12 protein-coding genes are annotated in these 19,027 nt (G+C 73.0%); 6 read left to right on the top strand and 6 right to left on the bottom strand.

What is annotated here, in order from left to right; genetic code table 11:
* Positions 1-202 precede the first annotated feature (202 nt).
* On the top strand, positions 203-1,831 hold the full coding sequence (locus E1286_RS25475) for a glycosyltransferase (protein WP_246075119.1): 1,629 nt from the start codon (positions 203-205) through the stop codon (positions 1,829-1,831).
* A gap of 304 nt (positions 1,832-2,135) precedes the next feature.
* Here E1286_RS25475 and E1286_RS25470 read toward each other — a convergent pair whose 3' ends face one another.
* On the bottom strand, positions 2,136-4,229 hold the full coding sequence (locus tag E1286_RS25470) for an AfsR/SARP family transcriptional regulator (RefSeq protein WP_132616167.1): 2,094 nt from the start codon (positions 4,227-4,229) through the stop codon (positions 2,136-2,138).
* 59 nt (positions 4,230-4,288) lie between these two features.
* Here E1286_RS25470 and E1286_RS25465 point away from each other — a divergent pair, with 59 nt between their 5' ends.
* Positions 4,289-5,773, top strand: coding sequence for an MFS transporter (locus E1286_RS25465; protein ID WP_132616165.1), 1,485 nt, complete (start codon positions 4,289-4,291; stop codon positions 5,771-5,773).
* Here the strand turns inward: E1286_RS25465 and E1286_RS25460 are convergent.
* Genes E1286_RS25460 through E1286_RS25445 form a run of 4 tightly spaced genes read right to left on the bottom strand, consistent with a single transcriptional unit; the run spans position 5,711 to position 12,190 of the window.
* Positions 5,711-9,172, bottom strand: coding sequence for a hypothetical protein (locus E1286_RS25460; RefSeq protein WP_132616163.1), 3,462 nt, complete (start codon positions 9,170-9,172; stop codon positions 5,711-5,713). The genes E1286_RS25465 and E1286_RS25460 overlap by 63 nt on opposite strands.
* Entirely contained in the window at positions 9,169-9,981 is an 813-nt protein-coding gene (locus tag E1286_RS25455) for a carbohydrate ABC transporter permease (protein ID WP_246075118.1), read from the bottom strand. The genes E1286_RS25460 and E1286_RS25455 overlap by 4 nt, the downstream gene beginning before the upstream one ends.
* Positions 9,978-10,889 carry a carbohydrate ABC transporter permease gene (locus E1286_RS25450; RefSeq protein ID WP_132616161.1) on the bottom strand — a complete coding sequence of 304 codons (912 nt, stop codon included), beginning with the start codon at positions 10,887-10,889 and terminating at the stop codon, positions 9,978-9,980. Before E1286_RS25450 ends, E1286_RS25455 begins: the two co-directional genes overlap by 4 nt.
* Positions 10,886-12,190, bottom strand: a complete 1,305-nt coding sequence (locus E1286_RS25445; protein ID WP_132616159.1) for an extracellular solute-binding protein — start codon at positions 12,188-12,190, stop codon at positions 10,886-10,888. Before E1286_RS25445 ends, E1286_RS25450 begins: the two co-directional genes overlap by 4 nt.
* A 352-nt stretch (positions 12,191-12,542) precedes the next feature.
* Here E1286_RS25445 and E1286_RS25440 point away from each other — a divergent pair, with 352 nt between their 5' ends.
* The 4 genes from E1286_RS25440 to E1286_RS25425 all read left to right on the top strand — a co-directional run bounded on the left by E1286_RS25440 (position 12,543) and on the right by E1286_RS25425 (position 17,361).
* The gene (locus E1286_RS25440) at positions 12,543-13,280 is read left to right on the top strand and encodes a DeoR/GlpR family DNA-binding transcription regulator (protein WP_132616157.1); all 738 of its coding nucleotides are present in this window, start codon (positions 12,543-12,545) and stop codon (positions 13,278-13,280) included.
* A 161-nt stretch (positions 13,281-13,441) separates the two neighbouring features.
* Positions 13,442-15,010 carry an alkaline phosphatase D family protein gene (locus E1286_RS25435; RefSeq protein ID WP_132616155.1) on the top strand — a complete coding sequence of 523 codons (1,569 nt, stop codon included), beginning with the start codon at positions 13,442-13,444 and terminating at the stop codon, positions 15,008-15,010.
* Between the two features lie 13 nt (positions 15,011-15,023).
* On the top strand, positions 15,024-15,920 hold the full coding sequence (locus E1286_RS25430; protein ID WP_132616153.1) for a discoidin domain-containing protein: 897 nt from the start codon (positions 15,024-15,026) through the stop codon (positions 15,918-15,920).
* A 16-nt stretch (positions 15,921-15,936) separates the two neighbouring features.
* A complete protein-coding gene (locus E1286_RS25425) occupies positions 15,937-17,361 on the top strand; it encodes an L-fucose/L-arabinose isomerase family protein (RefSeq protein WP_132616151.1) in 1,425 nt (474 codons plus the stop codon).
* A gap of 634 nt (positions 17,362-17,995) precedes the next feature.
* Here the strand turns inward: E1286_RS25425 and E1286_RS25420 are convergent.
* Positions 17,996-18,877: a hypothetical protein gene (locus tag E1286_RS25420; RefSeq protein ID WP_132616149.1), complete on the bottom strand. Its 882-nt coding sequence runs from the start codon at positions 18,875-18,877 to the stop codon at positions 17,996-17,998.
* Positions 18,878-19,027 lie beyond the last annotated feature (150 nt).

The following is a 19,027-nucleotide window of genomic DNA, read 5'->3' as shown; positions in this document are numbered from 1 at the left end:
GAGCACCACAGAGGATTCTGTGAGGTTACTGTGCGGGATGACCTGTGTGAACACGGCTCGGAAGAGGGGTGACCAGGAGGTTCCCCCGGAAAAGCGGCGTAAAGTGTGTTGCCGCAGTCACCGAGCCGATCGCCGAGGAGCGTCTGCACGTATGTCCGCGACACCCCGAGGAGACCGCCCCCAGCCGCCTGACGGAGGCGGCGTGGCACGGGTGCGCGGTAACGACTACCGGGTCCTCCAGCCGCCGGAGCACTTCACGCCCGAGCTGCGGGTCAGCGTGATCATCCCGGCCTACGGCGGCCAGCGGAAGCTCGACCTGGTGCTGCGGGCGCTGGCGCGGCAGACGTACCCGGCGGAGCTGACCGAGATCATCGTGGTCGACAACGGCAGCGTGCCGGCGCTGCGGCTGCCGGAGGGCGTGGACGCCCGACTGGTCCTGTGCGAACAGCCCGGCCGCGCCAGTGCCCGCAACGCGGGGCTGGCCGAGGCCACCGGCGACGTCATCCACTGGCTCGACTCCGACGTGGTGCTCACCCCCGGGGCGATCGAGGCGCACATGCGCTGGCACCACACCGCCCCCTACCTGTCCGTCACCGGTTACCTCAGGTTCACCTCGGCCGAGTTGCCCGAGGCCCTGCCCGACGACCTGGAGGCGGCGTTCGAGCCGGCCGAGCCGCACGCCTGGCTCGTCGGCCTGGTCGAGCGCACCGACGGCTTGACGGGCGGCACGCAGCGGCCGTTCAGCCTGCACGTGGGCGGCGCCACCTCCGTCGGCGCCCGCCTGGTCGAGGCGGCCGGCCCCATGGACGACGAGCTGATCCTCGGCCAGGACACCGAGATGGGCTACCGCCTCGCGCAGGCCGGCGCGGTGTTCATCCCCGAGCCGCGGGCCCGCGCCTACCACCTGGGCCCCACCATGCGGATGCGCGAGCAGAAGCGCATCGACCGGGTCAGCCACGCGTTCGTGGCCGACCGCATCCCCGCCTACCAGTGGCTGCGCACGCACCCGGACCGGCAGTGGAAGATCCCGTACGTGACCGCGGTGGTGGACGGCACCGCCGGCTACGACAACGTCCGCGCCACCGTGGACGCGCTGCTCGCCGGCACGACCGGCGACCTGTCCGTGGTCGTGGTCGGCCCGTGGGACAAACTCGACCGCGACCGCCGCGCCCCGCTCAAGGACCCGAACCTGGAGCTCGTGCTGGTCCACGGCCACTACGAGCACGAGAGCCGCGTCCACCTCGCCACCACGGAGGAGGTGCACCCGTCCGTGCCGTTCGTGCTGCGCGTCCCGGCCGGCTGGGTGCCCGGCGAGGACACCGTGAGCCGGCTGCTGAACGTGGCCAAGGCCGACGAGGCGGGACTGGTCGGCGTGCTGCTGGACGAGACGCCCGAGGGCGTCACGGCGGCGCGGCTGGAACGCGTGTCGTCCTTCGCCCGCGCCCGCCTCCTCGCCCGGCCCGGCGAGCCGCTCGACGACGTGGTGGACGAGGTCTCCGCCGTCCGGTGGGTGGAGGGGGAGACGTACGGGTTCGGCCGCGAGCCCGCCGAGCTGCTCGGGCGGCGGGCGGCGTACCGGGCCAGGACGGAGGCCAGGGCCGAGGCCGACCGCCTCGCCAAGGAGAACGAACGGCTGCGCGCCCAGGTCGTCAAGTGGCGCGACGAGGCCGGCAAGTGGCGCAAGAGCGCCGTCGAGCTGCGCCGCGAGGTCGGCACGCTGCGCCGCGACCTGCACGCGGCCACCCGCGCCGAGCGCGCCGCCAAGGTCGGCGTGCGCTTCAAGCTCACCGGCACGGTGAAACGCGCCCTGCGCCGCGCGACCGGCCACTGACCGCCCTGGTGGCCCCCTGACCGCCCTCGACCCGAAGCAGGCCGCCTTGATCGGCTGGCACCGAAGCACGGCCGCTTGACCGGCTGGCACCGAAGCACGGCCGCTTGACCGGCTGGCACCGAAGCACGGCCGCTTGACCGGCTGGCACCGAAGCACGGCCGCTTGACCGGCTGGCACCGAAGCAGGGCTCCTTGACCGCCCGCGACCGAAGCAGGACCCTTCGACCGGCTGGCACCGAAGCAGCGGTCCTCCGGCAGGCTCGCACCAAAGGAGCGGCCCCTCGACCAGAGGGGCACTGGGCGGGTCACGGCATCGATGCGGCGGCCGGCCGTTCGCCGTTCGGGGGCAGGGCGGCCATGCGGCGTCCGGTCTGGGTGTGGTACCAGCCGAGCGAGCCGGTCAGCCGCGCGGCCAGCCGCGTGTCGCCCACGCTCACGGCCGCCTCCAGCGCGGCGCGCAGGTTCGCGGCCTCGGCGTCCAGCCGCCGCACCCAGCGGTGCCGGGCCGGCCCGCTCCGGTACGTCTCCGCGCACTCCGCCAGCTGCGTGTAGTACGTGGCGTACCGGCGCAGGACGCCGTCGTGCTCGCCGGCCTCGCGCAGCCGCTCCAGCCCGTACGCCGCCACCGACTCCAGCAGCCGGTACCGCTCGCCGGACCGCACCACCAGGGACCGATCGACCAGCCGCGCGAGCACCCCGGCGACGTCGGCGGGATCCAGATCCGTCCCCACACCGGGACCTGCCGGGTCGAGCAGCCCGGCCGGGTCACCGGCGATCGGCGTGGGCGCGGAGCACACCCGCTCCGCCGCCTCCAGGGTGCACCCGCCGGCCTGGACCGCCAGGCGGCGCAGCACGACGCGTTCCGGCTCGGTCAGCAGCTCCCAGCTCCAGTCGAGCGCCGCCCGCAGCGTCCGCTGGTGCGCGGGCCCGGCCCGCCGCCCGGCCGACAGCAGCCGGAACCGGTCGTCGAGCCGGTCGGCCACGGCGCGCACGCCCAGCGCCCGCACCCGGGCCGCGGCCAGCTCCAGCGCCAGCGGGAGGCCGTCAAGACGGCGGCAGATCGTCTCGACGGCGCCGGCCTCCGCGCCCGTCACCGCGAAACCCGGCAGCGTGTCACGGACGCGGTCGGCGAACAGCCGCATCGCCGCCCCGACCTCCAGCGGCGGCACCTCCCGCACGACCTCTCCGGCGACGCCCAGCGGCTCCCTGCCGGTGGCGATGACGCGCAGCCAGGGCCCGGTGCGCAGCAGCAGCTCGGTCAGCTCGGCCACCGGCTCCACGACGTGCTCGCAGTCGTCGAGGACCAGCAGCGCCCGGCGGCCGCCGAAGGCCGCGGCGATCAGCCGGCCGGGGCCGTCAACGCCGTCGGCGCGCAGGCCGAGCGCCGCCGCGGCCGCCTCGGCCGCCTCCGGCCCGGGCCCGGCGCGCACGGACGACAGCTCTACAACGTACGCGCCGTCGGGGAAATCGCCGCTCAGCCGGCGGGCGGCCTCCAGCGCGAGCCGGCTCTTACCCGCCCCCGCGGGGCCGGTGAGCGTCACCAGCCGTGCCGCACGCGGCAGGGCGAGCAGCTCGGCGAGCAGGTCGTCCCGGCCGACCAGCTCGGTGAGCGGCTCGGGCAGCCGGGCCGGCGCGGGCACCGGAGGACCCGCCGGGCGGCGCAGTTCGGGGCGCTGCTCGAGGATCGCCTGGTGCAGCGCGACGAGCTCGGGCCCCGGGTCCAGACCCAGCTCCTCGCGCAGCCGGTCGCGGAAGGCCCGGTAGACGTCGAGCGCCTCCGCCTGCCGCCCGGACCGGTAGAGGGCCCTCATGAGCAGGCCGTGGAAGCGTTCCCTGGCCGGGTGCTGCGCGGCCAGCTCGGTCAGCTCGCCGACCTGGGAGGCGTCCTGGCCCAGCACCAGCCGTACGTCAGCGTAGTCCTCCAGGACGCTCAGCCGCTGCTCCTCCAGACGGGCGGCGGCGGCGCGCACCAGCGGCTCGGCGGGGAGGTCGGCGAAGGCCGGCCCCCGCCACCACGCCAGGGCCTCGGCCAGCAGCGCGGCCCGCTCGCCCGGATCGGTGGCGGCCCGGCCCCGCGCGGCGGTCTCCAGGAAGCGGCGCGCGTCGGTGTCGCCGTCGAGCAGGTAGCCGGGCGGGCGGGTGACGACCAGCTTCCTGGCCCCCGGCTCCGCCTCGTCGAGCGCCCGGCGCAGCTGCGACGCCTTCGCCCGCAGCGCTCCCAGCGGATTGCCCGGCGGCCGGTCGCCCCACAGTCCCTCGATCAGCCGCTCGGCCGCCACGACCCGCCCCTCGTGGGCGAGCAGGAACGCCAGGAGCGCCCGCACCTTCAGCTCGGGCACACGGACGGGCCGGCCGTCGCCGGTGGTCGCCTCGATCGGCCCGAGTACGGCGAAGCGCATGAACCTCACCCTAAACAGATCCGAATCGAACCGGAACGCCCGCGTTCCACGCTGATCGCATGACGACCACTACGGAAACCACTCGGAGCGGGGCCCGCGCCTGGCTGGGCCTGTCCGTCCTCGCCGTGGCCACGCTCTTGCTCGCCGTGGACAACACGGTGCTCATGCTCGCGCTCCCGCACCTGGCCGCCGACCTGGACCCCAGCGCCACCGAGCTGCTGTGGATCACCGACGTGTACGGGTTCATGCTCGCCGGCCTGATGATCGCCATGGGGGCGGCCGGCGACCGGATCGGCCGGCGGCGGCTGCTGCTGATCGGCGCGGCCGTCTTCGCCGCCGCCTCCGTCATGGCCGCCTACGCCACCTCGACCGCGATGCTGATCGCCGCCCGCGTGCTGCTGGGCGTCGCGGGCGCCGCCATGGGGCCGTCGGCGCTGGCGCTGGTGGCGGGGCTGTTCGACGACGCCAGGCGGCGGGCCCTGGCGATCGGCGTGTTCACCGCCTGTTTCATGGGCGGGGCGGCGGCCGGGCCGGTGATCGGCGGGCTGCTGCTGGAGCACTTCTGGTGGGGGTCGGTGTTCCTCATGGCGGTGCCGCTGATGATCCTCGTCGTGGCCGGCGGCCTGATGGTGCTGCCGGAGACGGCCGCGCGGGGCTCCGGCCGGATCGACCTGCTGAGCGTGGCGATGTCGCTGGCCGCGATCCTGCCGCTCGTCTACGGCCTGAAGGAGCTGGCCGACGATCCGGGGCGGCCGGTCGCGTACGCCGCGATCGCCGCCGGCCTGGTGTGCGGCGCGGCGTTCGTCCGGCGGCAGCGGCGGCTGGCGGAGCCGCTGGTGGACCTGCGGCTGTTCGGCAGCCGCACGTTCAGCGCCGCGCTGCTGATCCTGGCGCTGGCCTTGGTGGTGCAGGGCGGCGTCTACCTGTTCGTCAGCCAGCACCTGCAACTCGTCGAGGGGCTCTCGCCGCTGGCCGCCGGTCTGTGGATGGCGCTCCCGGCCCTGGGCCTGGCCGCGGGCTCGCTGGCCGCGCCGGTCCTGGGCGGCGTGTTCCGTCCGGGGCCGCTTCTCGGGGCCGGGCTGGTCGTCTCGGCCGCCGGGTTCGCCGTGGTCGTGGCCGGTGACGGCCTGGGCGCGCTGGTCGCCGGCGTCACGATCGCCTTTCTGGGCATGGCGCCGGTGGGCGCGCTGGGGATCGACCTCATCGTCGGCTCGGCGCCGCGGGAGCGTGCCGGGTCGGCCTCCGCGCTGGCGGAGTGCGGCGGCGAGCTCGGCGTCGCGCTGGGCATCGCGCTGCTCGGCAGCGTCGGCACGGCCGTCTACGGCGCCACGGTGCGCTCACCGCAGGCGGGCGACTCGCTCGCCGAGGCGCTCGGCACCGCCGCCACCCTGCCGCCGGGCCCGGCGGCGGCGCTGGTGGAGCAGGCCCAGGCCGCCTTCGGCCAGAGCCTGCTCACCGTCGCGGTCGTGAGCGCGGTGCTGTCACTCGCGCTGGCCGTAGTGTCCATGACGCTGCTGCGGCGGCTGCCTCCGATCGGCGGTTAGCAGGCGGACGGGGCCGAACAGGCCGGTGCTGCGCTGGCCGGGGAAGACGAAGTGGGTGGGGCTCACCTCGTCCAGGTACGGCCCGAGCGTCCCGAGGACGAGTACCTCGACCGTGTTGACCCCTTCGTCCAGCTCCACGTCGAACGTGTACGGCGAGCACACCCGCACCCCGCACGCCCGCCCGTTCACCGTCACCTCGGCCGTGCCCCTGACCCGCCCCAGGTCGAGCAGCCCGGGCCCGGCCGTCGCCGTGACGGCGGTGCGGTAGCGGACGCCGCCGCTGTAGCCCGGCAGGCCGCGATGCTCCCAGTCGCCGAGCCGCATCCGTCCCGGCCCGCAGGCGAACCGGACGGGCCCGCCGAACGCCGCGCCTCCCTGCGCGCCCGGCCGCGTGGCCACCCGCAGCTCGACGGTCGCCGCGGCCAGGTCGCCGATGACGTCGGCAGGCCCGGCATCGGCGCAGATCGCGCCCGGCGGCGGCTCCAGGAGGAAGGTCTCGACGCGCGGGCGGGCGCCCGGCACCGCGAACGTCGCGGGCAGCGCGGCGGGCAGGCCGTCGAGCCAGCCGGCCTCCGGCAGCGGATGCGGGCGGGGCCGCAGGTAGAGGGCGGCGGGCTCGCCGTGCTGGCGGCGGCGTACCCGGGGGCGGGGCGACCAGGCGGGGCCGGAGACGGCCAGGCCGTCCGCCAGCACCCAGCCGTCCGACTCGATGCTGATCGTGTTCGCGCCCGCGCGCAGCAGGCCGGAGACGTCGTAGCGGCGCACCCGGGGGATGTCCGCCTCCGCGTACGGGTCGAAGCCGCCCTGCCGGCCCGCCTCCACGCCGTTGACCAGCACCCGGCAGGACGCGGTCGAGGCCACCTGCAGCGGCTCGGCGGCGGCCGGATCGGCGACCCGCACGGTCGTCTCCAGCGGCGTGCCGGAGATCCACTCGGGGCGGGCGGCGTCGGCCGGGTCGGCCACCAGGCAGACGTAGGCGCGCAGGTCGAGGTCCTCGCCGGGGGTGAGGGTCAGCTCCAGCAGGTGCTCGCCGGGCGCGACCGGCGCGCGCGTGACGGCGGCGTAGCCCGGATCGTCCAGCGCCCGCTCGGCGCCGTCGAGCCGCAGCGTCTTGGCCGCCCCCGCGCCCACGGCCAGCCACACCTCCGGGCCCGGCGGCACGGTGAGGACCGCGCGGAAGCACGCCCGCGCGCCCGCCGCGACCCGGCCGAACGCCAGGAACTCGGTCGGCACGTGCCCCTTGGGGCCGAGCGTGTCCCGGTGGACGGGGTCCTTGCGCAGCCCCCGCGAGGCCGACCACACCGACGGCGTCCACGGGCCGTCGCCGACCCGCTGCTCGCCGTGCGGCCCGAACGTCACGTGCACCGGCTCCCCGTCCGGCGTCCGCAGCGTCCAGCGCTCGACGCCCGCCCCGCCACCGAAGTCGGACCACGTGTCGTCCACGGTGGGCACCAGCTCGACGTCCCACTCGTCCCCGAGATCGGTCTCCACGGGGTACGCGGGCCGCGGCGGTGCCGGCTCGGCCGCGGTGCCGTCGAAGACCAGCAACGCGGCCGGCCCGTCGTCGAACGGCACCACGACCTCCACCACGTCACCGTCACGGGTGCACGGGAGCGCCATCGGCTCGCCCCCATCGAAGAGGCGGGCCAGGCGAGGCGTGCCCGAGACGCCCCTGACGGTGACGCGCATCTCGCGCGCGTACCGGGCGGGGTCGAAGTCGATGGAGGCGTCCAGCCAGCCCAGCTCCACGCCGCGCTCGTCAGGGCGGCCCACGCCGATCCTGCTCGCCATGGGGTGCGTCGCGGTCAGGAACACCAGCGTGGTCTGCCCGACCTCACGCACCAGCGCGGGCACCGGCGCCTCCACCCGGCGCGGCAGGTCCGCGAGCGCTTCGCCCAGCTCGGCGGCGGACGCGACGTGACGCGCGGCCCCCTCCAAGGCGGCGGGGAGCGCGCCCACCGTCACGAGCAGGCCGCCGGCGGCGGCGAACGCGGCCAGCCGGGCGGCGACGTCGTCGTCCAGCTCCGTGGCGGCGGGCAGGACGACCGCGCGGTACGCCTCCGTCGAGACCGCCAGCCGCCCGTCCTCGACGGCCGCGCGCCGCACCGAGTCCTCGTCGATCACGTCGGCGTCCAGGCACAGCCGGTCCAGCACGCCCGGTTTCGTGGCGAACCACGCCATATCGCCCACGATCTCGCGGTAGACCTCCTGCGCCCGGGCGGCGTCCGCGTCCACGGAGGCCAGGCCCGTGCCCGCCTGCGCGGTGGCGGTCGGCAGCAGCACGGCGACGTCGCAGGCGTGCCGGCCCTGCGACAACACCGCGCACAGCCGGGTGACGGCGTCGGCGAACACCCGGTGGTGCCGCCAGTACGGCTGCCGCCAGTCGGTGGACGGCGGCGCCCACTCCCACCAGCCGCGCCGGGTCGTGTAGTAGACCGCGTGCGGGTTGTACAACGTCGCCCCCGCGCGCAGCCACGGCAGCAGCCAGTCGAACGTCTCCTCCAGCGTGCCGCCCCAGCCGCTGGAGTGGAACGCCTCGATCCACGTGCGCGGCCGGCCGTACAGGTGGGCGAGGGAGGCGTGCAGGCGGGCGTCGCCGTGGTGGTCGGAGCCTGGCGCGCCGAACCAGCGGTGGGTGCGCGCGTAGTCCGCGTACAGCTGCACGCCCTCAACGGGGTGCCCGCCGCGGGCCGGGTCCTGCTGGTCGCAACCGTTGATCAGGCCGTGCCGCTCGTGCCACGCCGCCAGCGGCCGGAAGAACGCCTCCTCGGCCAGCTCCGCCCGCGTCCGCTGGTAGGCGAGCCAGTCGGGCTTGTCCAGCGAGAACGCCTCGCCGCGCCGGGCCAGGTGCTCCTCGGCGAACCGCGCCGACCACGTGGGCAGCGTCGGCAGCTCGTCCTGGAACGACCCGGCGATCACCCGGCCGAACCAGTGCCCCACCCGCCGCTCGAACTCGCCGTGCACCCGGTCCAGCAGCACCGCGCACGCCTCACGCGACAGGTAGTCGAAGCCGCGCGACGTCACCGAGCCGTCCGGTGCCAGCCACTGGCCGGCGAACTCGGGGCGTTCCACCACGAGCCGGGCCTGCAGGTCGGCGCCGGAGAAGCCCAGCTGGTCGTAGAACCACAGGTGCGCCCCCAGCTCGTACGCGTCCGCGCACACCCCGTCGAGCAGCTCCCACCACGCCTCCGACAGGAACGGCGGGTCGTCGGCGTCGGCGCCGAACATCGGCCCAGACGGCGCCAGGTTCAGGATGACGAGGTTGCGCACCCCGCCCGCGACCAGGCGCTCCAGCTGCCAGCGCAGCCGTTCCCGGCGCAGCGGCTCGCCGCTCCACCACCAGATCGCCGCCGGCGAGTACGCCGCGGGAGGCTCCCGCAGCAGGTCGAAGACGTTCACCCTTTGAGTCCGCTCGCGAAGCCCTTGATGACGTAACGCTGCAGCGCCAGGAACACCAGCACGATCGGCACCGCGCCGAGCACGAGACCGGCGAAGACCAGGCCGTGCTGGGAGACGTACTGGCCGACGAAGGCGAAGACGCTGACCGGGACCGTCTCGTATCCGGAGCCGCCGAGGTAGACCAGCGGCGTGAAGAAGTCGTTCCAGATGAAGACGGCGTTGAGGATCAGCACCGTGCCGGTGATCGGCCGCAGCAGCGGGAAGACGACCCGGGTGAACGCCACGAAGTGCGAGGCCCCGTCGATCTGCGCGGCGGCGGCGTACTCGCGGGGCAGCGCCCGGATGAACCCCGTGTAGAGGAACACGGTGAACGGCAGCTGGATGCCCGTGTAGAACAGGATCATCCCGGTGTGCGTGCCGATCAGCCCCAGATCGTTCACCAGCCCGTAGAGCGGGATCATGCCCAGCTGGAACGGCAGCACGATGCCCAGCAGGAAGAGCACGTACAGGCCGTAGCCGAGCCGGGTCCGCACCCGGGCCAGGAAGTACGACGCGAACGAGCCGAGCGCGATGAGCGCCACCAGGCTGACCACCGTGATCACCGTGCTGTTCACCAGCGACGGGCCGAGCGCCGCCGCCGTCCACGCCTCGGTGAAGTTCGCGAACGTGGGCGGGGCCGGCAGCGCCAGCGGCGACTGCGAGATCTGCGCCGGGTCCTTCAGCGACAGCGACACCAGCGTGTAGACGGGGAACAGGAACGCCACCGCCACCGCGATCATCACGATCTCGAGCAGGAACGTCCTTCTCACGCGGCCACCTCCCGGTTGCGGAAGTAGTACACCTGGACGAGCGAGACCGCGGCCACGAACAGCGCCAGCACCAGCGCGATCGCCGTGCTGTAGCCGTACTTGCCGAAGACGAACGCCTGCTTGTACAGCACGGTCGACAGGGTCTCCGTGGCGTAGCCCGGGCCGCCGTTCGTGGCGGCGAAGACCTGGTCGAAGAGCTTGAGCCCGCCGATCGTGGACAACATCACGTTGATCGTCACCGCGGGCGCCAGCAGCGGCCAGGTGACGTAGCGGAAGCGCTGCCACGTGCCCGCGCCGTCGATCATCGCCGCCTCGTGCAGCTCCGGCGCGACGCCCTCCAGCCCCGCCAGGAAGATGACCATGGAGTACCCGGCGTACTGCCACACCACCATGCCGGCGATCGACCACAACGCCACCGACGGGTCGCCCAGCCAGTCCACCCGCAGGCCCAGCAGCCCGTTCAGCCCGGACGAGGGGTCGGGGTTGTAGATGTACTTCCACAGGAACGCCACCATGACCGGGCTGACCACCACCGGGGCGAAGAAGACCACCCGCAGCAGCGCCCTGCTCTTCAGCCTGGCGTGCACGCCGAGGGCCAGCAGCAGCCCGACGGCGTTCTGCACCACCACTATGGTCACGGTCAGCAGCAGGGTGTTGCCGATCGAGCCCATGGCCTGCTCGTCGCCGAGCAGCGTGCGGAACTGGGCCAGGCCCACGAACGACATGTCCTCGCCGATGCCGCTCCAGTCGGTGAACGCGTACACCACGCCGCTCACCGCCGGGTAGAGCACCACCACCGCGTACACCACGAGGGCGGGCGCGGCGAACAGCCACGGCGGGCTGGTCACGCTGAATCGCCGCCGGGAGGCCCGCGCGGGCCTGGCCCGGGAGGCCGTCAAGGGTGTCACTTCTGGTACGCCTCGTCCATCTTCCGCAGCGCCTCGTCGATGGTCGACTCGCCGGCCAGCAGCTCCTGGATCACCGCGAAGTGCACGGGCTGCACCTCGGCGTTCGGCCAGCGCTGGTCCATGAACGGCACCGCGCGGTCCTTGGTGAACGGCAGGAACGACTCCACGGCCGGGTCGATGGTCGAGGAGGCGTCCTGCACGAGCGGGATGGCGGCGATGGCCTTCGCCCAGGCGTTGATGTTCTCCTGCTTGCCGAGGAAGTCGATGAACGCCTTGGCCTCCTCGACGTTCGCGCCCTTGGCCGCGGCGCCGAGCCCGACGACCACACCGGCCGGGATCCACACGCTCGCCGCGTCGCCGGCCCCAGGAAGGGGGAACATCGACAGGTCGTCGGGCGAGGAGGCGGCCTTGCGGAAGTCCGGCAGCACGGCCGACACCTGCACGGCCATCGCCGCCTTACCGGTGGCGACCATGGACGTCTGCTGCTCGAACGTGGTGCCGTTCGGGTTGTCGTTGAAGAAGCCGCGCTTCTGCAGCTCCAGGTACATCTCCATGGCCTCGCGCCAGCCGGACTGCGCGAAGCTCGTCTGCCCGGCGAGCTGCTTGTCGTCGAACGTCGGATCCTTGGCGTAGACGGTGGAGGGCACCAGTGCGTACGTGATGAGCTGGGTCACCCACGGCGTCTGGGCGCCCAGCGCGATCGGCACCAGGCCGGCCTTCTTCAGCCGGTCGCAGACCGACAGGAACTCGCTCCACGTGGTCGGCGGCGCCTCGACGCCCGCCTGCTCGAACGCCTTCTTGTTGTAGACCGCGCCGATGACCGACGAGCCCGCCGAGTGGATGTAGGTCTTGCCGTCGAGCTGGAAGGCGGGCTTGAAGCCCTCGGGGATGCTCCGCGTCCACGCCTGCGCCGAGAGGTCAGCCAGCAGCCCGGCCTCGGCGATCTGCGACATGGACATCGCGCTGCCGCTGCCCGGGTAGACGACGTGCAGATCGGGGGCGTTGCCGGCGCCGAGCTGGGTGCGCACCGAGGTCTGCACCTGATCGGTCGGGGCGTACGACGCGGTGATCCGCACCGACGGCTTCGCCTTCTGGTAGGCCGCCACCAGCTGGTCCATCGGCGCCTTCTGGTCGGACACGCCGATGAACTTCAGCTCCGTCGTCGCCTGCCCGCCGCCCGACGGGGTGCTCGTCTGGGGCCGGGTGGAGCAGGCGGTGGCGAACGCGGCCGCGGCCAGGCCGCCCATCATGCGCAGGAACTGGCCCCGACTCACCCGGGCGTCGTGCAGCAGGTCGGTCATAATGTCTCCTCGGTCGTTCGGAAGGTGTGATCCCCCGAGAGAACCTGATGGGCCTGCCCGCCGGCACGCCGTGCCGCGACTGGCCTCCGTCCCAGGGCACGGCGACGGCCCGGTTCCGATGCGAACGTTTTAATGCCTGTCGTCCGCATACCTGTGGTGAGCTCCACGCCCACCTCCCTTGAAAAGGGTTTGTTAACTTAACAATCAAACTTGTTAAAACTGATAGATGGGGGGAGAGTACGAGTCGCCCAAGATGGGTGTCAAGAGTTAGGATTCGCTGCCGTCCGAGAGGTGGAAGAACCAGGTGAATTCGCGGCCGCACACCTCGAGCAGGTCAGCGCGCTGGCACGGCATGGCCGAGCACATCGTGCGCCAGGGCTCCGCCTCCGTCACCGAGCTCGCCGAGAGCTTCGGCGTGAGCGTGATGACCGTCCACCGCGACCTCGACGAGCTGGAGCGCCAGGGGATGGTGCGCAAGGTCCGCGGCGGGGCCACCGCGCAGGCCAGCAACGTGTGGGAGAGCAACATCGCCTACCGGCTCAAGGCCCACACGGCGGAGAAGGACGCGATCGCGCGCGTGGTGGCGGGGATGATCGAGCCCGGCAGTTCCGTCATGCTCGACGACTCCACCACGGCGCTGGCCGTGGCGCGGCAGCTGCACGAGCTGGCCCCGCTGACCGTGGTGACGAACTTCCTGGAGGCGATCAGGCTGCTGGCCGGCCACCCCGACATCCGGCTCATCGCCCTCGGCGGTGAATATCACGCCACGCATGACTCTTTTCTCGGCCTCGGCTGTGTGGACGCGGTGGAGGCGGTCAGCACCGACCTCGTCGTGGTCTCCACCTCCGCCATCTCCGAGAAGTACGCCTTCCACCAGGAGCAGGAGATCGTGCTGGTGAAACGCGCGATGCTGCGCTCGGGCGGGCGCCGGATCCTGGCCGTCGACGGCTCGAAGCTGGCCCGGGTGGCGCTGCACCGGGTGGCGCCGCTGGGCGACTTCGACGTCGTCGTGGTCGACGCGAACGCCCCCGCCGACCTCCTCAAACGGCTCCGCGACCACCACGCCCACGTCGAGGTCGCCCAGATGTGACACCCCGCCCCGGGACGGCATCGCGACGACCGCGTCGCCCTCACCCGGCGGCTTCGCGCCGATGTAACGCACGAAGATGTTATTTGTAACTTGCATCTTGTTAAGACGTGGCCTGCTTGCTACAAAGTGAGGGCTTTCGCCCCCCACCTTAGGAAGCAAGCATGCATCGTCCCTCGCGACGTACGTTCCTCGGGCTCGGCGGCTCCGCTCTGGCCCTGGCCTTCACCACCAACCTGGCCGACCCCTGGACCGCACGCGCGGCCGTGAAGGGCGACAACCCCTTCCGGCTCGGCGTGGCCTCCGGCGACCCGCTCTCCGATCGGGTCATCCTCTGGACACGCCTCGCGACCGACCCCCTGGAGCCGCTCGGCGGCCTCCCGTTCGGCAAGATCAAGGTCGAGTGGGAGATCGCCGAGGACGAGACGTTCACCCGGCGCGCCCGGCACGGCTCCACCTTGGCCCACCCCGAGTACGGCCACTCCGTCCACGTGGACGCCAAGGGATTGGAGCCCGGCCGCGAGTACTTCTACCGGTTCCGCGCCGGCGGCGAGATCAGTCCCGTCGGCCGCACCAAGACCGCACCCGCCACCGGCGGCGGCCCCGAGTCGATGCGGCTGGCGTTCGCCTCGTGCGCGGCCTGGCAGGACGGCTACTACACCGCCTACCGCCACCTCGCGGAGGAGGAGCCCGACGTGGTCTTCCACCTCGGCGACTACCTCTACGAGTTCGGCATCCTGCCGATGGGCGGCAACCGCAAGACCCCCGTTCCCGAGCAGTTCCGGGTGCAGTGCGACACCCTCGACCGCTTCCGCATCCAGTACGGCCTCTACAAGAGCGACCCCGACCTGCAGGCCGCGCACCACCGGGCGCCGTGGATCGTCACCTGGGACGACCACGAGGTGCTCGACAACTGGGCCGGCCCACACGGCCCCGGCGGCGAGGTCACCGAGGAGGACTTCCTGGTGATCCGAGCCAACGCCTTCCGCGCGTTCTGGGAGAACATGCCCATCAGGGTTCCCGCGCCCGAAGGCCCGGACGCCCGGATCTACCGCCGGTTCACCTTCGGCGACCTGGCCGAGTTCAACGTGCTCGACACCCGCCAGTACCGCGACGACCAGCTCTGCGGCGACGGCCAGCAGATCGGCTGCGACGAGCGCCTCGACCCGGGCCGCCAGATGCTCGGCGCCGAGCAGGAGAAGTGGCTGCTCGACGGCCTCGGCGCCTCCCGCGCCAGGTGGAACGTGCTGGCCCAGCAGATCGCCATGATGCAGCTCGACTTCGCCCCCGGCCCCGAGCAGCAACTCAGCATGGACCTGTGGGACGGCTACAAGGCCGCCAAGGACCGCCTGCTGCACGGCATGATCGACCGCGAGGTGAGCAACCCCGTGGTGCTGACCGGCGACATCCACTGCAACATGGCGGGCGATCTGAAGGCGAACTTCGACGACCCGTCCTCCAGGACCGTCGGCGTGGAGCTCGTCTGCACGTCCATCAGCAGCGGCGGCAACGGCAACCCGAACCAGGGCATCCCGCCCGGCGGCGCCGACCCGCTCAACCCGCACCTGAGGTTCTCCAGCTACCAGCGCGGCTACGTCTCCTGCGAGGTCACCCGCGACCGGTGGCGCTCCGACTTCAAGGTCGTCCCTTACGTGGACCGGCCCGGCGCCCCCATCACCACCAGGGCCAGCCTGGTCACCCTCGACGGCGCCCCCGGCGTCAACGTGCTCTGAGGAAGGAACGATCATGCGTACCCTCATCGCCGCGCTGGCCTTCGCCGCCGTCGCCACGCTCACCACCGCCGCCGCCTGGGCCCCGGATCCCGAGCCACCGTCCTCGGTGTCGGTCAAGGTCAAGCCGGGCTCCTCCACGGGCACCGGCAAGCTCACCCCGGTCGCGGGCGCCGAGCGGCTCGTCGCCCCGCTCGGCGTCGACCCCGCCTGCCCGGCCAAGATCGACATCGGCATGCGCAGCGACGCCAAGAAGGCCCGGTTCGCCACCATGAACGTCGAGATCGACGCGCCGCTCACCGCCTCGCGCACGATGCTGACCAGCTACCTGCCGCCCGGCCACGAGGTCCGCGCGAAGCTGCTGGTCGCCGTCCCGCCGGGCACCGAGCAGGGCGAGTACGGCCTGCGCCTGCGCACCCCGGCCGAGACCCTGACCGTGCCGGTCGAGGTCACGACCGTGGACGAGCTCGACAACGGCGGCAACCTCGCGCTGCGCCGCCCGGTCACCGCCTCCTCGCAGCACGCCAGCGCGAACTACCCGCCTTGCAGCGTCGTCGACGGCGACCGTTCCTCCAACGGCTGGGCCGGTGGCAACGGCTGGAACGACGCCACCGGACGCGCCTGGCCCGACACCGTGGCGATCGCGCTCGGCGGCGCCAAGCAGGTCTCGCGGGTGGACCTGTACACGCTCGACACCGAGCGCTACCCGGCCGACACCTACGGGCTGCGCGACTGGGACGTCCAGGCGCAGGTCGGCGGCCAGTGGCAGACCGTCGCCCAGGTGCGCGGCAACACCGCGGGCGACGCCCGCTCCGACTTCGCGCCCGTCACCGCGGACGCCGTCCGCATCGTGGCGCTGGCCTCGAACGGCGCCAACGACTACACCCGCATCATCGAGGTCGAGGTCCGCTGACCGAAGGAGGCTCGTCATGAGCACGTTCACTCGCATCACGCCGCCCCGCGTCAAGGTGGGGCTGGTCGCCGGGGGTCTGGGGGCGTACTGGCCGCAGTTCCCCGACCTGCTGCCGCAGCTCCAGCGCTCGTCCGCGCGCGTGTCGGAGCGGATGCGCGAGTTCGACGCGGAGATCGTGGACGTCGGGTTCATCTCGGACGCCCAGGAAGGGGCCCAGGCGGCCGAGAAGCTGCGGGCCGCGGGCTGCGACCTCATCGTCGGCTTCCTGACGACGTACATGACGGCCACCATGCTCGCGCCCATCGCGCAGCGCAGCGGCGCCCCCATGTTGCTGATCAACCTGCAGCCGACCGAGTCGATGGACCACGCCACGTTCGACACCGGCCAGTGGCTCGCCTACTGCGGGGCGTGCCCGCTGCCGGAGATGGCCAACGCCTTCACCCGGCTCGGCATCCCGTTCCGCTCGGTGTCGGGGTACCTGGAGGACGAGCGGGCGTGGACGAAGATCGGCCGCTGGGTGCGGGCGGCCGGCGTGCGCGCGGCGCTGCGCCGCGGCCGGCACGGCCTCATGGGCCACCTCTACCCAGGCATGATGGACGTCGCCACCGACCTCACCCTCGTCAGCGCCAACCTCGGCGGGCACGTCGAGGTGCTGGAGTTCGACGACCTGCGCGTACGCGTCGAGAAGGTCACCGGCGACGAGGCCGCCGAACGCGTCAAGCTGGCCCGCGAGGTGTTCGAGCTGGCCGACTCGGTCAACGAGGACGACCTGGAGTGGGCGGCCCGCGTGTCGGTCGGCCTCGACCGGCTGGTCGACGACTTCGAGCTGGACAGCCTCGCGTACTACCACCGCGGCCTGGACGGCGAGATCCACGAACGGCTCGGCGCCGGCATGATCCTCGGCGCGTCCCTGCTCACCGCACGCGGCATCCCGGCCGCCGGCGAGTACGAGCTGCGCACCAGCCTGGCCATGCTCATCATGGACCGGCTGGGCGCCGGCGGTTCGTTCACCGAGTTCCAGGCGCTCGACTTCCACCGCGGTCACGTGGAGATGGGCCACGACGGCCCCGCCCACCTCGCCATCAGCGCCCGCAGGCCGCTGCTGCGCGGCCTCGGCGTCTACCACGGCAAGCGGGGGTGGGGCGTGTCGGTGGAGTTCGACGTCAAGCACGGGCCCGTCACCGTGTTCGGGCTGCGGCAGGCGCGCGACGGCCGCTACGGCTTCGTCGTCTCGGAGGGCGAGGTCGTGGACGGCCCCCTGCTCCAGATCGGGAACACCACCTCCCGGGTGGACTTCGGCTGCGACCCGGGCGAATGGACCGACGCCTGGAGCGCCACCGGCATCTCCCACCACTGGGCCCTCGGCACCGGCCACCGCGCCGCCGACCTCCACGCCACCGCCGACCTCATCGGCGCCGACATCACCGTCGTCCAGCCGTAACCGCGAACAGCCACGCCTCCATCAGGGGCCGGGCCGAAACCGGGGGCCGCACCACGCGCGGCCCCCGGTTTCCGGCACGGAACCAACCACCCGCACCACGCGCGGCCCTCGGTTACCGGTACAGAACCAACCACCCGCAACCCATTGCCCCCGCACCATCGGCTCGCGGGGATCACCTCCACCCCCGATCACCAGCCGGAACACGGCATCGCCTGAACGCGTCAGGCAACTCCTACTCCGTCATCGCCCTGACATCGATCACTGCCCGCGACACCGGCCGGGGCCGCTCGCCCCTGCCCCGGACACCGCTCGGCGCTCCGGACCCGTGGTCGCGGCAGCTGCTCGTTGGTGTGAAGGTGTCATCGCTTCTGGCGCCGGGTGCCGCTCGGGATGGCGGCCCGGCCGGTATGCGGGCCAGCACGGGCCCCAGCGTGTGCCGGGCGGGTCGATCATCTCTGGCCCGAGCCCTGACGGGGGCGTCGGTCGGGCCGATCGCCTTCGACCCCGCTGCCGTTGGGGACGGCGGCGCGAGCCGGTGGTCCCTGATGAGGGCCGGAGCATGTCCGGGAGGAACCCGATCAGTGCCAGGGCGCCACGCCTAGGAGTCGGAACAGGTCAGGGCTGGTGGCATGGGTCAGAAACCGATCAGCTCGGGAGCGTCGTCCACGAGCCGGAACATGTCCGGCACGGCGGCGCGCAGGCGGTCGATCGACTCGGGTGGCAGGTCGAGCCGGACCTCGTAAAGAGTCTCCGTACGCAGCTCGTCGGCCGCCTTGGACGTCAGCTCAAGCCGGAGCACCGCGCCGTCGAGGGAGAGCGAGCGCACCCCCTCACCGATGCCGCGCGCACCGTCCCGGCCGATCCAGTACTTCTGCTCGTACGCCGAGATCACCAGGGCGTCCGCCCCGGCCGCGTCCTTCTCCGCCAGGTGCCACAGGTGCTGACCGCGCTCCACACCGTGATCGAACACACGAGCGGTCATGACGGCGGCGGGAACGTACACCAAGTCACCGTCGATCGGCGGCAGCGGATGCCTGCCGCGGTGCTCGCGCCACCGGTCGTAGTGATCGCCGTACGTCGTGGGCGCGGTGAGCGGCACGGCGGTCGGCAACGCGTCCAGCAGCCAGCCGGGCGTGTCCTCACGCGGGAACGTGGTCAGCTCCGCCAGCGCCGCGGCGGGGGGAACGTCGGCCAGGGGCGGCGCGCAGGCGTCCACCCGGCCGGTGTATCCCCGGCCATGGGGCGCGAACGCCAGCTCGCAGGTGAACCAGGTGCCGACGCCGGGTCTGTAGGACACCTCGCGCAGGCGCCGGAACGGCTCGTCCACCCCCTCGACGGCGATCTCCCGGCCGTCGCGGATGACGGAGGTCACCGCGTACGACCCGACCTGGGCCCGGCGGACCACCAGCTCCGACCAGCCAGGCGCGGCCGCCGCACGCACCACGTCACCGATCGACGTCCGGCGCGCGTGCGCCTCGTCGTCGCGCGACCGCCAACGCTCAGATCTCTTCACCATGATCATCCTTCCTGTCCGACGGCGCTGCCGGCGCTCTGGCGCGGCCGCCCGCTCAAGGCACCGGGAACCGCGCGGCCGCCGCCGGACCCGGCAGCGGTAGGACCGGGTTCGGTGGTGACAGCGCCAGGTTCGGTGGCGGCGGCGCGGGGT

Origin of the sequence: Nonomuraea terrae (assembly GCF_004348995.1) — a bacterium.
Taxonomy (GTDB): domain Bacteria; phylum Actinomycetota; class Actinomycetes; order Streptosporangiales; family Streptosporangiaceae; genus Nonomuraea; species Nonomuraea terrae.
The sequence above is the reverse complement of the archived record's forward strand: the minus strand, read 5'-3'. Positions and strand labels throughout refer to the sequence as shown.